The organism is Streptomyces sp. RPA4-2 (assembly GCF_012273515.2).
Classification (GTDB): Bacteria; Actinomycetota; Actinomycetes; order Streptomycetales; family Streptomycetaceae; genus Streptomyces; species Streptomyces kaempferi.
Window position 1 is genome coordinate 2,492,776 of record NZ_CP050975.2, and the last position, 12,989, is coordinate 2,505,764.

The 12,989-nt window shown below is 70.9% G+C and carries 11 protein-coding genes; 8 read left to right on the plus strand and 3 right to left on the minus strand.

All coding sequences use genetic code 11. The annotated features are described in order from the left end of the window. Window positions 1-48 precede the first annotated feature (48 nt). Entirely contained in the window at window positions 49-1,113 is a 1,065-nt protein-coding gene (locus tag HEP85_RS10660) for a LacI family DNA-binding transcriptional regulator (protein ID WP_168527569.1), read from the plus strand. Beyond that, window positions 1,110-2,021, plus strand: a complete 912-nt coding sequence (locus tag HEP85_RS10665; protein ID WP_168527570.1) for a carbohydrate kinase — start codon at window positions 1,110-1,112, stop codon at window positions 2,019-2,021. The genes HEP85_RS10660 and HEP85_RS10665 overlap by 4 nt, the downstream gene beginning before the upstream one ends. A 120-nt stretch (window positions 2,022-2,141) precedes the next feature. Here HEP85_RS10665 and uvrA read toward each other — a convergent pair whose 3' ends face one another. Continuing rightward, window positions 2,142-5,201 (minus strand): excinuclease ABC subunit UvrA, encoded by a 3,060-nt coding sequence (gene uvrA / locus HEP85_RS10670; RefSeq protein WP_369657673.1) that lies wholly within the window; start codon window positions 5,199-5,201, stop codon window positions 2,142-2,144. Window positions 5,202-5,424: 223 nt separating this feature from the next. Between uvrA and HEP85_RS10675 the strand changes: the two genes are divergently transcribed. The 5 genes from HEP85_RS10675 to HEP85_RS10695 all read left to right on the plus strand — a co-directional run bounded on the left by HEP85_RS10675 (window position 5,425) and on the right by HEP85_RS10695 (window position 9,717). Continuing rightward, complete coding sequence (locus tag HEP85_RS10675; protein WP_168527572.1) at window positions 5,425-6,114, plus strand: maleylpyruvate isomerase family mycothiol-dependent enzyme; 690 nt, start codon at window positions 5,425-5,427, stop codon at window positions 6,112-6,114. 48 nt (window positions 6,115-6,162) lie between these two features. Then, entirely contained in the window at window positions 6,163-6,819 is a 657-nt protein-coding gene (locus HEP85_RS10680) for an MBL fold metallo-hydrolase (protein WP_168527573.1), read from the plus strand. A gap of 344 nt (window positions 6,820-7,163) precedes the next feature. Next, entirely contained in the window at window positions 7,164-8,057 is an 894-nt protein-coding gene (locus HEP85_RS10685) for an ABC transporter substrate-binding protein (protein WP_168527574.1), read from the plus strand. Further along, window positions 8,054-8,968, plus strand: coding sequence for an amino acid ABC transporter permease (locus HEP85_RS10690; protein WP_168527575.1), 915 nt, complete (start codon window positions 8,054-8,056; stop codon window positions 8,966-8,968). The genes HEP85_RS10685 and HEP85_RS10690 overlap by 4 nt, the downstream gene beginning before the upstream one ends. Next, window positions 8,965-9,717, plus strand: a complete 753-nt coding sequence (locus HEP85_RS10695; protein ID WP_168527576.1) for an amino acid ABC transporter ATP-binding protein — start codon at window positions 8,965-8,967, stop codon at window positions 9,715-9,717. Before HEP85_RS10690 ends, HEP85_RS10695 begins: the two co-directional genes overlap by 4 nt. 15 nt (window positions 9,718-9,732) lie before the next feature. On the opposite strand, the gene aroQ is transcribed toward HEP85_RS10695, so the two are convergent. Next, complete coding sequence (aroQ, locus tag HEP85_RS10700) at window positions 9,733-10,206, minus strand: type II 3-dehydroquinate dehydratase (RefSeq protein WP_168527577.1); 474 nt, start codon at window positions 10,204-10,206, stop codon at window positions 9,733-9,735. A 329-nt stretch (window positions 10,207-10,535) separates the two neighbouring features. On the opposite strand from aroQ, the gene HEP85_RS10705 reads away from it, so the two are divergent. Next, window positions 10,536-11,804 carry an MFS transporter gene (locus HEP85_RS10705; RefSeq protein ID WP_168527578.1) on the plus strand — a complete coding sequence of 423 codons (1,269 nt, stop codon included), beginning with the start codon at window positions 10,536-10,538 and terminating at the stop codon, window positions 11,802-11,804. A 32-nt stretch (window positions 11,805-11,836) separates the two neighbouring features. On the opposite strand, the gene HEP85_RS10710 is transcribed toward HEP85_RS10705, so the two are convergent. After that, window positions 11,837-12,937 carry a calcium:proton antiporter gene (locus HEP85_RS10710; RefSeq protein WP_168527579.1) on the minus strand — a complete coding sequence of 367 codons (1,101 nt, stop codon included), beginning with the start codon at window positions 12,935-12,937 and terminating at the stop codon, window positions 11,837-11,839. Window positions 12,938-12,989 lie beyond the last annotated feature (52 nt).

Here is a 12,989-nt window from a genome sequence, read left to right on the forward strand (position 1 = left end):
GCGATAGGTTCCCGCCCGGAAAGGGCCACGGCGGAGAAGGGCTGGGCGATGGCGACGATGGTCGACGTGGCGGCGCACGCCGGAGTGTCCGTGGCGACCGTCTCCCATGTCCTCAACGACACGCGCCCTGTGCTGCCCCACACACGTCAGGCCGTCCTCGACGCCATCGACGCGCTCGGCTACACCCCCAACGCCCTGGCGCGTTCGCTGGTCACCTCGCGCACCCGCTCCATCGGCCTCGCGGTGTCGGCGATCAGCAATCCGTACTTCACGGACATCCTCCAAGGTGTCGAGGCCGGCGCCCTGGAACAGGGCTACGGCCTGCTCCTCGCCGACCCGCACGACGACCCCCGGCACGAGCGGAAGGTCGTCCAGCTGCTCCACGAGCGGCGCGTCGACGGACTGATCGTCGCGCCCTCGGCGGACCCCGACGCGCTGCTGCGTTATCTCGGCCGGCACCGGGTCCCGACCGTCTTCCTGGACCGCCTGGTCGAGGCCCCGGCCGGCCACTCCTTCGCCTTCGACCAGGTCTGCACCGAGAACGCCGCCCCCATGGCGCGGCTGGTCGCCCATCTCGCCGAGCGCGGCCACCGGCGCATCGGACTCGTCGCCGGGCTGCCGGGCCTGAGCACCACCACCGAGCGGATCTCCGGCTACCGTCACGGCCTCGCGGGGGCCGGGCTCCCGTACGACGAACGGCTCGTGGTGCACGGCGACTCCGTGACGGAGGCGGCCGAGCGCGCCACCGGAGCCCTGCTCTCCCTCGGCGCGCCGCCCACCGCTCTCGTCACCGGGAACAACGCGATGACCATCGGCGCGCTGCGCGCCCTGCGCGAGCGCGGCCTGTCCGTACCGGACGACCTGGCGCTGTGCTGCTTCGACGACTTCGCCTGGGCGGACCTGTTCACACCCCGGCTGACCGTGATCTCCCAGCCCGGCAAGGAGATCGGGGAGCAGGCCGTCCGGCTGCTCCTGGAACGGCTGGCCGCGCCGGAGCTGCCCGGCCGGACGGTCCGGCTCCCGTGCGTCTTCGTCCACCGCGGCTCGTGCGGCTGCGCCGAGACCGTCCGCCCCGAGATTCCCGAGAACCACGCGAAAGGATCCCTGTCGTGATCGTCGTCGCCGGTGAGGCCCTGATCGACCTGGTGCCGCAGGGCGCGGGCGCGCTCGTGCACCTGCGGCCCGCGCGAGGCGGTGGTCCCTACAACACCGCGGTGGCACTGGGCCGCCTCGGCTCCCCCACCGTCTTCTGCTCCCGTGTCTCGAACGACGCCTTCGGCGAGGCACTGCTGGGCGGGCTGCGCGAGGCGGGCGTCGACGTGTCCTCCGTGCAGCGCGGCGCGGAGCCGACGACGCTGGCGGTCGCCACCGTCGACCCGGACGGTTCGGCCGCGTACTCCTTCTACGTGGAGGGCACTGCGGACCGTCTGTTCACCGCACCGGACCGGCTTCCCGACGCGGTGCGGGCGGTGTCCTTCGGCACCGTCTCCCTGGTCCTGGAACCTGGCGCGAGTGCCTACGAGGAGCTGCTGCGGACCGCTGCCGCGCGGGGTGTGTTCACCGCGCTCGACCCGAACGTCCGGGCGGGTCTGATCGCCGACGCGGACGCGTACCGTGCCCGTTTCAAGAGCTGGCTTCCTTCGGTTTCGCTTCTCAAGCTCTCCGAGGAGGACGCGCGGTGGCTGGGCGGCACCCCGCGGGAGTGGCTGGCGTCCGGTCCCGCGGCCGTCGTGATCACCCGGGGCGGCGACGGCCTGACGGTGTTCACCCAGGACGGCGCGGCCCATTCCGTGCCCGGTGAACCGGTCGAGGTGGTGGACACCATCGGCGCCGGTGACACGGTGAACGCGGCCCTGCTGCACGGCCTGGCCGCGCGGGACGCGCTCTCTCCCGCCGCCCTGGCGGACCTGGACGCCGAGGACTGGACCGCGCTGCTGCGGTTCGCGGCCCGCGCGGCGGCGATCACCTGCTCACGCGCGGGCGCGCAACCGCCGTACGCCGCGGAACTCGACGCCCCCTGAGATCTCCAGGTCCCTTCCGGAACCGGCCTCTGAACGGGGCCGACCGGGCGGGCGACGGGCGGCGGTCAAGTGCACGGGCCCCGCGGGGAGTTCCCGCGGGGCCCGGTCCCTGCCGCCGTGTCAGGCCTTGCGCGCCCGCGTGGTCTTCTTCGCGGGTGTCGCCTTCTTGGCCGCCGTGTTCTTCGTGGCCGTGTCCTTCGTGGCCGCGGCCGCCTTCTTCGTGGCCGTGTTGTTGACGGCCTTCGTGGTCGTCGTCTTCCGGGCCGCCGTCCTGGCCGCCACGGCCTTCTTGGCCGCCGTCTTACGGGGGGCCTTCACGACGGCGCCGTCACTGATCCGGTCGGCGCCCAGGATCTCGCGGAGGAACTTGCCCGTGTGGCTGGTCGGGACCCCGGCGACCTCCTCGGGCGTGCCCTCGGCGACGACGAGACCGCCGCCGTTGCCCCCCTCGGGGCCCATGTCGACGACCCAGTCGGCGGTCTTGATGACATCGAGGTTGTGCTCGATCACGATGACGGTGTTGCCCTTGTCGACCAGGCCGGACAGCACCGTGATGAGCTTGCTGATGTCCTCGAAGTGCAGACCGGTGGTCGGCTCGTCCAGCACGTACACCGTGCGTCCCGTGGAGCGCTTCTGCAGCTCGCTCGCGAGCTTGACGCGCTGGGCCTCGCCGCCGGACAGCGTCGGCGCGGACTGGCCGAGCCGGACGTAGCCGAGACCGACGTCGTTGAGCGTCCTGAGGTGGCGGTTGATGGCGGGGACGGCCTCGAAGAAGTCGAGGGCCTCCTCGATCGGCATGTCCAGGACCTCGGAGATGGACTTGCCCTTGTAGTGGACCTCCAGGGTCTCCCGGTTGTACCGCGCCCCGTGACAGACCTCGCAGGGGACGTACACGTCCGGCAGGAAGTTCATCTCGATCTTGATCGTGCCGTCGCCCGAGCAGTTCTCGCAGCGGCCGCCCTTGACGTTGAAGGAGAAGCGGCCGGGCAGATAGCCCCGCACCTTCGCCTCGGTCGTCTCGGCGAACAGCCTGCGGACGTGGTCGAAGACTCCGGTGTAGGTCGCCGGGTTCGAGCGGGGGGTGCGGCCGATCGGCGACTGGTCGACGTGCACGACCTTGTCGACGAGGTCGTCGCCCTCGACGCGGGTGTGCCGCCCGGGAACGTTCCGGGCGCCGTTGAGCTCGCGCGCCAGGTGCGTGTACAGGATGTCGTTCACCAGCGTGGACTTGCCGGAACCCGAGACACCCGTGACGGCCGTGAGCACGCCCAGGGGGAAGGACACGTCGATGTCCTGCAGGTTGTTCTCGCGGGCGCCGTGCACCGTGAGGCTGCGGCCGGGGTCCGCGGGGCGGCGGATGTCGGGGAGCGGGATCTGCCTCTTGCCCGACAGGTACTGGCCGGTCATCGACTCGGTGTTGGCGAGCAGCTCCTTCAAGGGGCCGCTGTGCACGACCTTGCCGCCGTGTTCGCCCGCGCCGGGGCCGATGTCGACGACCCAGTCGGCGACCTTGATGGTGTCCTCGTCGTGCTCGACGACGATGAGCGTGTTGCCCATGTCGCGCAGCCGGACGAGGGTCTCGATCAGGCGGTGGTTGTCGCGCTGGTGCAGACCGATGGAGGGCTCGTCGAGGACGTACAGGACGCCGACGAGCCCGGAGCCGATCTGGGTGGCCAGGCGGATGCGCTGGGCCTCACCGCCGGAGAGGGTGCCGGCCGCGCGGTTGAGCGAGAGGTAGTCGAGGCCCACGTCGACCAGGAAGCGCAGCCGTTCGTTGACCTCCTTCAGGACCCGTTCGGCGATCTTCTTGTCGCGGGCGTCGAGCTTCAGCTCGCCCAGGAAGTCCGCGCAGTCGCTGATCGACATCGCGGAGACCTCGGCGATCGACTTCTCCATGACGGTGACCGCGAGGATGAGGGGCTTGAGGCGCGTGCCCTCACAGGTGGGACAGGGCACCTCGCGCATGTAGCCCTCGAAGCGCTCACGGCTGGCGTCGCTCTCGGCCTCGCTGTGCCGCCGCTTGATGAAGGGGACGGCTCCTTCGAAGGGCGTGGTGTAGACGCGCTCGCGCCCGTACCGGTTGCGGTACCGCACTTCGATCTGCGTCTTGTGGCCGTAGAGCAGGGCCTTCCTGGCGCGCTGCGGGAGGCCGGCGAAGGGGATGTCGGTCCGGAATCCCAACGCGTCGGCGAGGGCTCCGACGAGCCGCCCGAAGTAGTCCTTCGTGTGTCCGTGCGACCAGGGGTGGATGGCTCCCTCGTCGAGCGACTTGTCCTCGTCGGGGACGATCAGCTCGGGGTCGACCTCCATGCGCGTGCCGATGCCGGTGCACTCGGGGCAGGCGCCGAAGGGCGAGTTGAAGGAGAAGGAGCGGGGCTCCAGCTCCTCGAAGGAGAGGTCGTCGTAGGGGCAGTACAGGTGCTCCGAGTACATGCGCTCGCGCTCGGGGTCGTCCTGCGGGAGGTCGACGAAGTCGAGCACGACCATGCCGCCGGAGAGGCCGAGGGCGGTCTCCACGGAGTCGGTGAGGCGACGCTTGGCGGTGTCCTTGACCGTGAGGCGGTCGATGACCACCTCGATGGTGTGCTTCTCCTGCTTCTTCAGCGTGGGCGGCTCGGTGAGCTGGATCGTCTCGCCGTCGACCCTCGCCCTGCTGTACCCCTTGGTCTGAAGGTCGGCGAAGAGGTCGACGAACTCCCCCTTGCGCTCGCGCACCAGCGGCGAGAGCACCTGGAAGCGGCTCCCCTCGGGCAGCTCCAGGACCCTGTCGACGATGGCCTGCGGCGACTGCCGCGTGATGGGGCGGCCGCACTCGGGGCAGTGCGGCTTGCCGATGCGCGCGAAGAGCAGGCGCAGGTAGTCGTAGACCTCGGTGATGGTGCCGACCGTCGAGCGCGGGTTGCGTGAGGTCGACTTCTGGTCGATGGAGACCGCCGGGGAGAGGCCCTCGATGAAGTCCACGTCCGGCTTGTCCATCTGGCCGAGGAACTGCCGGGCGTACGACGAGAGCGACTCCACGTAACGCCGCTGACCCTCGGCGAAGATCGTGTCGAAGGCCAGCGAGGACTTGCCCGACCCCGACAGGCCCGTGAAGACGATGAGCGAGTCGCGCGGGAGGTCGAGCGAGACATTCTTGAGATTGTGCTCGCGCGCTCCACGGACGATGAGACGGTCGGCCACGCCGGTCCGCACCTTTCTTGAGAGAAGTGACAGGGGCGGGGCCCCCGTCGTTTTCAGACTAGGGGGAGCCACTGACAGCGCCGGTTGCTTTCTTCTGGTTCACAACAATCCCGGACCCTCCAGCATGCCCGACGCCGCGCCCGAGCTTATAGCACGCGCATTCGATTTGCGGGGGCGGCCGACCACCTTCACCCGAACGTGTGGCGGGGCTAGGGTCGGCGTCATGATGGATCATGTGCGCGACCTGGCATCTGTACGTGACGCGACCGAACGGCTGCTCAGCGCGGCGGCCGAACTGGACAACGCCTCCGTGACCGAGCCGTCACGGCTGCCCGGCTGGAACCGTGGCCATGTGCTCGCCCACCTCGCCCGCAACGCGGACGCACTGGCGAACGTCCTCGACGGGCGCCCCATGTACGTCTCCGGGGACGCCCGGGACGCCGACATCGAGCGGGACGCCCCGCGCCCCCTGGACATACAGCTCGCGGACGTCCGCGAGAGCGCGGCCCGTTTCCAGGAGACCGGGGCCGCACCCGCGGACTGGTCGCGCACGGTGGAGCTGCGCAACGGGGTCACCGACACCGCGGCCCGGGTGCCGTTCCGGCGGTGGGGCGAGGTCGCGCTGCACCATGTCGACCTCGGGATCGGGTACGAGCTGGAGGATCTGCCCGCGGAGTTCGTGACGCGGGAGATCGACTTCCTCGCGGAGCGCTTCGGCGGCCACAAGGACGTGCCGTCGACGGGGCTGGCCTCCGCCGAGGGGCAGGTCTGGACGACCGGCGGCGGCGCCGGGGGCGGCCCGGTCGCCCTGCGCGGTCCGGCCGCCGACCTGCTCGGCTGGCTCTGCGGCCGCCGCGACGGATCCGCGCTGCTGGTCGAGGGCGGAACGCTGCCGACGCTTCCGCCCCTGTAGAGGCCGGGACGGACCTCGGGCCCGCTCCCCCGCTATAGGCTGGCCGCCATGACGTACAGCGGAGCGGTGAAGGTCGGCGGACCCGCCGAAGTGCACGAGCTGCAGAATTTGATGATCTCCAAGGTCGCGGTCGGACCGATGGACAACAACGCCTATCTGCTGCGCTGCCGGGCCACCGACGAGCAGCTGCTGATCGACGCCGCCAACGACGCCTCGACGCTGCTCACGCTGATCGGTGACGACGGCATCGCGTCCGTCGTCACCACCCACCGGCACGGCGACCACTGGCAGGCGCTCGACGAGGTCGTGACGGCCACCGGCGCCCGCACCTACGCGGGCCGGGACGACGCGGAGGGCATCCCGGTGCCCACCGACGTCCTCGTCGGTGACGGCGACACGATCCGGGTGGGGCATGTGGAGCTCACCGCGCGCCACCTGGTGGGACACACGCCGGGCTCGATCGCCCTCGTCTACGACGACCCGCACGGGCACCCTCATGTGTTCACGGGGGACTGCCTGTTCCCGGGTGGTGTGGGCAACACCCGCAAGGACCCGGAGGCGTTCGCCAGCCTCATCCACGACGTGGAGACGAAGATCTTCGGCCCGCTGCCGGACGAGACCTGGGTCTACCCGGGGCACGGCAACGACACGACCCTGGGCGCCGAGCGGCCGCACCTGCCGGAGTGGCACGCGCGCGGCTGGTGATCGTCGCGGACCGTCCGGCGGAATCCCGGCCGGGGGCGTGAAGCCGCCGATCGCGCGCCCCGTGTGAATCGGACGCACGCTTCGGCACCCCGCGCGCGCTCCCGGCGTGCGCGGTGGTGCAGTCCACTGGAAGCAGCCCCGCACAGGATGACGGCTCCTGTTGTGGAACGGGCCGCCGGCCTTCGATCCCCGCCCTCGGCCGGCGGCCCCGGCGAAGCCCCCGCCGGACCGATCGGCCGGGCTTCTCGCCGAGCGTTCACGGGACTGCAACACACGTTCCCACTATGCGGACAATTACCGCTGTGACCTCGACAGACGGCATGGTGCGCTGTCACTCTCCCGCCATGCCTCTCGCCCAACGCGCTCTGCGCCGCGCCGCGTCCACCGCCACCGTTGCCCTGCTCGCCGTCGCCGTGGGCTGTGCCCCGCAGCCGGAGAACCCGGCCTCCGGGAAGGCTTCCGGAAAGACCGGGACATCCGGAAAGACCTGCGCGAAGGGCGCGTTGGGCACCCGGACGTCCGGCGAACTGACGATCGCGACCGACGAACCCGCGTACGAGCCGTGGTTCAAGGACGGCAAGCCCGCCAACGGCAAGGGCTTCGAGTCGGCGGTCGCGTACGCCGTGGCGAAGCAGCTCGGCTACGACAGGTCGGAGGTCGTCTGGCAGAGCGTCCCCTTCAACAAGGCCTTCGCGCCCGGCGAGAAGACCTTCGACTTCGACATCAACCAGGTGTCGATCAGTGCCGAGCGCAAGAAGGCCGTGGACTTCTCGTCCGGCTACTACGACGTCCGCCAGGCCGTCATCGCGCTCAAGGGCTCCAAGGCGGCCGGGGCGAAGAGCCTCGCGGATCTCAAGCACGTGAAACTCGGCGCCCAGGTCGGCACCACCAGCCTGAACTACATTGACGACGTGGTGAAGCCGGACCGGCAGCCCGCCGCGTACGCCAAGAACGACCAGGCCAAGTCCGCGCTGAAGAACGGTCAGGTCGACGCCATCGTGGTCGATCTGCCGACCGCCTTCTACATCACCGCGGCCGAGGTGACGGACGCGAAGATCGTCGGGCAGTTCGAGAACACCGGTGGCGCGCCCGAGCAGTTCGGACTCGTCCTCGACAAGGGCAGCGCGCTCACCCCGTGCGTGACGAAGGCCGTGGACGCCCTGCGCGAGGACGGCACGCTCGCCTCGGTCGAGAAGCAGTGGCTGTCCGAGGCCGTCGACGCTCCGGTGCTCAAGTGACCGTCACGAAGGAGGAGTCGGGAGAGGGCCCGGCGGAGGACCCCGGCGAGGGCGATCCGTCCGGGGCGTACGTTCCGTCGCGGCGGCGCATCGAGCGGGAGCGCTACAAGCGGGCCCGTGCCCGTCGTGCGACGGCGATCGCCGCGCTCTCCACCCTGGTGACCGGCGCCGCCCTCTGTCTCGTCGTCGTCAGCGCGCCGGGCTGGCAGCGCACGAAGGAGACGTTCTTCAACGGCCGGTACGCGCGCGAGGCGTTCCCCAAGGTCCTGGAAGGGCTCTGGCTCAACGTCCGGCTGCTCCTGGTCTGCGGGGTCGCCGTCCTCGTGCTGGGCATGCTGATCGCCGTCGCCCGCACCCTGCGCGGCCCGGTGTTCTTCCCGGTGCGCGCGCTCGCAGCCGCGTACACGGACTTCTTCCGCGGACTCCCGCTGATCATCAACCTGATGATCGTGGTCCTGGGCGTCCCCGCGCTGCGGTTGCAGGGCGTCACCGTGGACCCGGTGCTGCTCGGCGGCACGGCGCTCACCCTGACGTACTCGGCCTACGTCGCCGAGGTGTTCCGGGCCGGCATCGAGTCCGTCCATCCCTCGCAGCGCGCGGCGGCCCGCGCGCTCGGTCTCACCAACCGGCAGGCCCTGCGGTACGTCGTCATCCCCCAGGCCGTGCGCCGCCAGGTCCCGCCGCTCCTCAACGACCTGGTGTCCCTCCAGAAGGACACCGGGCTCGTGTCGATCGGGGGCGCGGTCGACGCGGTGCGTGCCGCGGACATCATCGTGGGCCGCAGTCTCAACTACACGCCGTACATCGTCGCGGGACTGGTCTTCGTCGCACTGACCATCCCGATGACCCGCTTCACGGACTGGGTCACGGCCCGGATGGACCGTCAGCGGGCACAGGGAGGGGCCATATGACCGACACTCCGGTGCTGCGGATGGAGTCCGTCCGCAAGACCTTCGGCGAGACGGTGGTGCTGCGGGACGTCGACCTGGACGTCGCCCCGCACACGGTGACCGCGCTGATCGGCACCTCCGGCTCGGGCAAGTCGACCCTGCTGCGCTGTGCGAACCTCCTGGAGGAGATCGACGACGGCGCGATCTGGCTCGACGAGGAGGAGATCACCCACCCGCGGGCCGACCAGGACGCCGTCCGCCGTCGCATCGGTGTGGTCTTCCAGGCGTACAACCTCTTTCCGCACATGACGGTCCTGGAGAACATCACGCTGGCACCGCGCCGTGTGCACGGTGCGAGCCGCGCCGAGGCGGAGGCGCACGCCCGGGAACTGCTCGACCGGCTCGGCCTCGGGGCCAAGGCCGGCGAGTATCCCGACCGGCTCAGCGGCGGCCAGCAGCAACGGGCCGCGATCGTCCGCGCGTTGGCCGTACGTCCCCGGCTGCTGCTGCTCGACGAGATCACCGCCGCCCTCGACCCGGAGCTCGTGGGCGAGGTCCTGGCCGTCGTCCGGGACCTGAAGGACGAGGGCATGACCATGGTGCTGGCCACCCATGAGATGGGCTTCGCCCGCGAGGTGGCCGACCAGGTGTGCTTCCTGGACGGCGGTGTGGTCCTCGAACGCGGCACGGCCGAGGAGGTCTTCGGGAACCCGCGTGAGGAGCGCACCCGGCGGTTCCTGCGCCGGATCGTGGCGGCGGGACGGCTCTGACCGCGGCCGCCTCGGTCAGGCCTCCGTCCTCCCCGTTCCCGCCAGCGCCGCGACCCGCTCCACCGCGAACGCGTACCCCTGCACACCGCATCCGGCGATGACCCCGTCGGCCCGCAGCGAGACGTACGAGTGGTGCCGGAACTCCTCGCGCTGGTGGATGTTGGAGATGTGGACCTCCACCACCGGCAGTCCGTCACAGGTGTTGAGCGCGTCCAGGATCGCGACGGAGGTGTGCGAGTAGGCGGCCGGGTTGATCACGATCCCGGCGTGGTTCTGCCGCGCCTCGTGGATCCAGTCGACCAGTTCGCCCTCGTGGTTGGACTGGCGGAAGTCCACCGTGCCGCCGTGCGCGGCCGCCGCCTTGGCGCACAGGGCCTCGACGTCGGCGAGCGTGTCGGAACCGTAGATCTCCGGCTGCCGCTGCCCGAGGAGGTTCAGATTGGGCCCGTTGAGAATCATGATCGGGGCGGTGGCGAGAGTGCGGGGCACGGTTCCTCCGGTCCTTCCAGGTCTGCCGGCCCGTCAAGGACCGCTGCTCGCAACCCGGTCTATCACGGTGCGACCCCTCCGTGACCGTCCGTACGCTCCCCTCATGGCTACGCTCCCGGCGCCACGATCGGCTTCGACGCGGACCCGCGGCACGACGATCCCCGACTGGTCGTCACCCAGGGGGGAGCGATCCGTGTCGACGGCCCCGCCCCGGCGCATCACCGTCACCTGCTGACACACCCTGCGCTTCCGCACGCCCCCCGTAACCGTTGGTCACTGTGGGTAGTTGACGCGGCATGCACGACGTACGCACCGTAAGGGCTCCCTCCATGCTCAGGCTCGCGGCCGCCTCGCTGGTCGGGACGGCCATCGAGTTCTACGACTTCTTCGTCTACGGGACCGCTGCCGCGCTCGTCCTCGGGCCACTCTTCTTCCCCACCTTCTCGCCACTGGCGGGAACACTCGCGGCCTTCGCGACGTTCGGCGTCGGGTTCGTCGCCCGCCCTCTCGGCTCGGTGCTGTTCGGGCACATCGGGGACCGGCGCGGACGGCGGCCGGTGCTCGTCGCCTCATTGCTGCTGACCGGCGCGGCGACGGTCGCGGTCGGCTTTGTACCGACGTACGACACCCTCGGCGCGGCCGCTCCCGCGCTCCTTCTCGTGCTGCGGTTCCTGCAGGGGCTCGGGCTCGGCGGGGAGTGGGGCGGGGCGGTACTGCTGACCGCCGAGCACGCGCCCGCCGAGCGTCGCGGGCTGTGGTCCAGCTTCCCGCAGATGGGTCCCTCGCTGGGGTTCGTGCTGGCCAACGGCGTGATGCTGGTGCTGTCGGCGGCACTGTCCGACGCGCAGTTCGCCGACTGGGGGTGGCGGGTGCCGTTCTGGGCCTCGGGTGTGCTCGCGGCGGCGGGGCTGTGGCTGCGCGGCTCGCTACCGGAGAGTCCGCGGTTCCTGGAGGTGCGGGACCACTCGCGGGCGCCGATCGTCGAGGTGGTGCGCGACCACTGGCGGCTCGTGCTGCTGACGGCCGGCGGGCTCGCGGTCGGCTACGCGGTCTTCTACGCGGTGACGACCTGGGCGCTCGCCTACGGAGTCGAGCGGCTGGGTGTGAGCCGTACCGTCATGCTGGCCTGCATCATGGCGGCCGTGGTGGTGAAGGGCTCCCTGACGCCCGTGGTCGCACTGCTCGGAGACCGTTACGGACGGCGGCCGCTGTGCCTGGCGGGGTGCACGGCCGCCGCGCTGTGGATGTTCCCGATGATCGCGCTGCTGTCGACCGGCGAACCCCTGCTGATGTTCCTCGGGTTCCTGGTCGCGCTGCTCGCCTTCATCACGATGTTCGCCGTGATCGCCGCGTATCTTCCGGAGTTGTACGAGCCTCGGGTGCGCTGCACGGGAGCGGCCGTGGGCTACAACCTGGGCGGGGTCCTCGGGGGCGCGCTCACGCCGATCGTGGCGACGGCGGTGGCCGAGGGAGAACGGGTTCCCTGGGGCGTGGCCGCGTATCTGACGGGGGTCGCGCTGCTCAGTCTGGGGTGCTTCGCGCTGCTGCCGGAGACCCGGCCGGTGCCCCGTCTGGCCGTCTCGGCCGTCACCGAATGAACACCGGTCACCGGGCGTCGGCCGAGTGCCGGCTAAGGGGTGACCGCCAGCTCCAGGTACGCGGCGAACAGCACCAGATGGACGCCTCCCTGGAGAGGCGTGGCGCGTCCCGGGACGACCGTCAGGGAGCTCACGACCACCGTCAGCACGAGCAGCACCATATGGGTGGGGCCGAGGCCGAGGACAAGCGGCCCGGAGAGCCAGACGGACGCCAGCGCGACCGCGGGAATCGTCAGGCCGATGCTGGCCATCGCGGAGCCGAGGGCCAGGTTGAGACTGGTCTGCACGCGGTCGCGACGGGCCGACCGGAGCGCGGCGATCGTCTCGGGGAGCAGCACGAGCAGTGCGATGATCACGCCGACCACGGACTGCGGCATGCCGGCCGCCTCGACACCGGATTCGATGGTGGGCGAGACGCCCTTGGCGAGGCCGACCACGCCCACGAGCGCGAGGGCGAGCAGTGCCATGCTGATCCTCGCTGCGCGGGCGGACGGGGCGTCCGCGTGGTCGTCCACGTCGATCACCTGGCCCTGGCGGGTGACCGGGAGGAAGTAGTCGCGGTGCCGCACGGTCTGGGTCGTCACGAACAGGCCGTACAGGACGAGAGAGGCGAGCGCGGCGAAGGTGAGCTGGGCCGTGGAGAACTCGGGGCCCGGCTTGCTGGTGGTGAAGGTCGGGAAGACCAGGCTGAGTGTGGCGAGCGTCGCGACGGTCGCGAGGGCTGCCCCGGTGCCCTCGGCGTTGAAGACGGCGAGCCCGTGGCGCAGGGAGGCGACGAGCAGACACACTCCGACGATGCCGTTGCAGGTGATCATCACGGCCGCGAACACCGTGTCGCGGGCGAGGGTCGAGCTCTTGGCGCCGCCGTCCGCCATCAGGGTGACGATCAGCGCCACCTCGATGATCGTGACGGCGACGGCGAGAACGAGAGAGCCGAAGGGTTCACCGACCCGGTGCGCCACCACCTCCGCGTGGTGGACCGCTGCCAGCACCGCCCCGGCGAGGACCACGGTCACCAGCGCGACCATCGCGCCGGGCAGGTCGCGCCCCCAGGTGAGGACGAGCAGGACCACCGCGACCACGGGGACGACGGCCGTCCACCGTGTCACGAGCGACCGGAGCGGAACGATCATGCAGCGATCGTCGCAGGCGGGGGCGGCCCCCGCATTCCGATGGCGCGCCGCC

Coding starts and splice junctions, on each gene's coding strand:
- HEP85_RS10660 (WP_168527569.1), top strand. CDS start 49: ATGGCGACGATGGTCGACGTGGCGGCGCACGCCGGAGTGTCCGTGGCG.
- HEP85_RS10675 (WP_168527572.1), top strand. CDS start 5,425: ATGATGGATCATGTGCGCGACCTGGCATCTGTACGTGACGCGACCGAA.
- HEP85_RS10680 (WP_168527573.1), top strand. CDS start 6,163: ATGACGTACAGCGGAGCGGTGAAGGTCGGCGGACCCGCCGAAGTGCAC.
- HEP85_RS10685 (WP_168527574.1), top strand. CDS start 7,164: ATGCCTCTCGCCCAACGCGCTCTGCGCCGCGCCGCGTCCACCGCCACC.
- HEP85_RS10695 (WP_168527576.1), top strand. CDS start 8,965: ATGACCGACACTCCGGTGCTGCGGATGGAGTCCGTCCGCAAGACCTTC.
- HEP85_RS10705 (WP_168527578.1), top strand. CDS start 10,536: ATGCTCAGGCTCGCGGCCGCCTCGCTGGTCGGGACGGCCATCGAGTTC.
- HEP85_RS10710 (WP_168527579.1), bottom strand. CDS start 12,937: ATGATCGTTCCGCTCCGGTCGCTCGTGACACGGTGGACGGCCGTCGTC.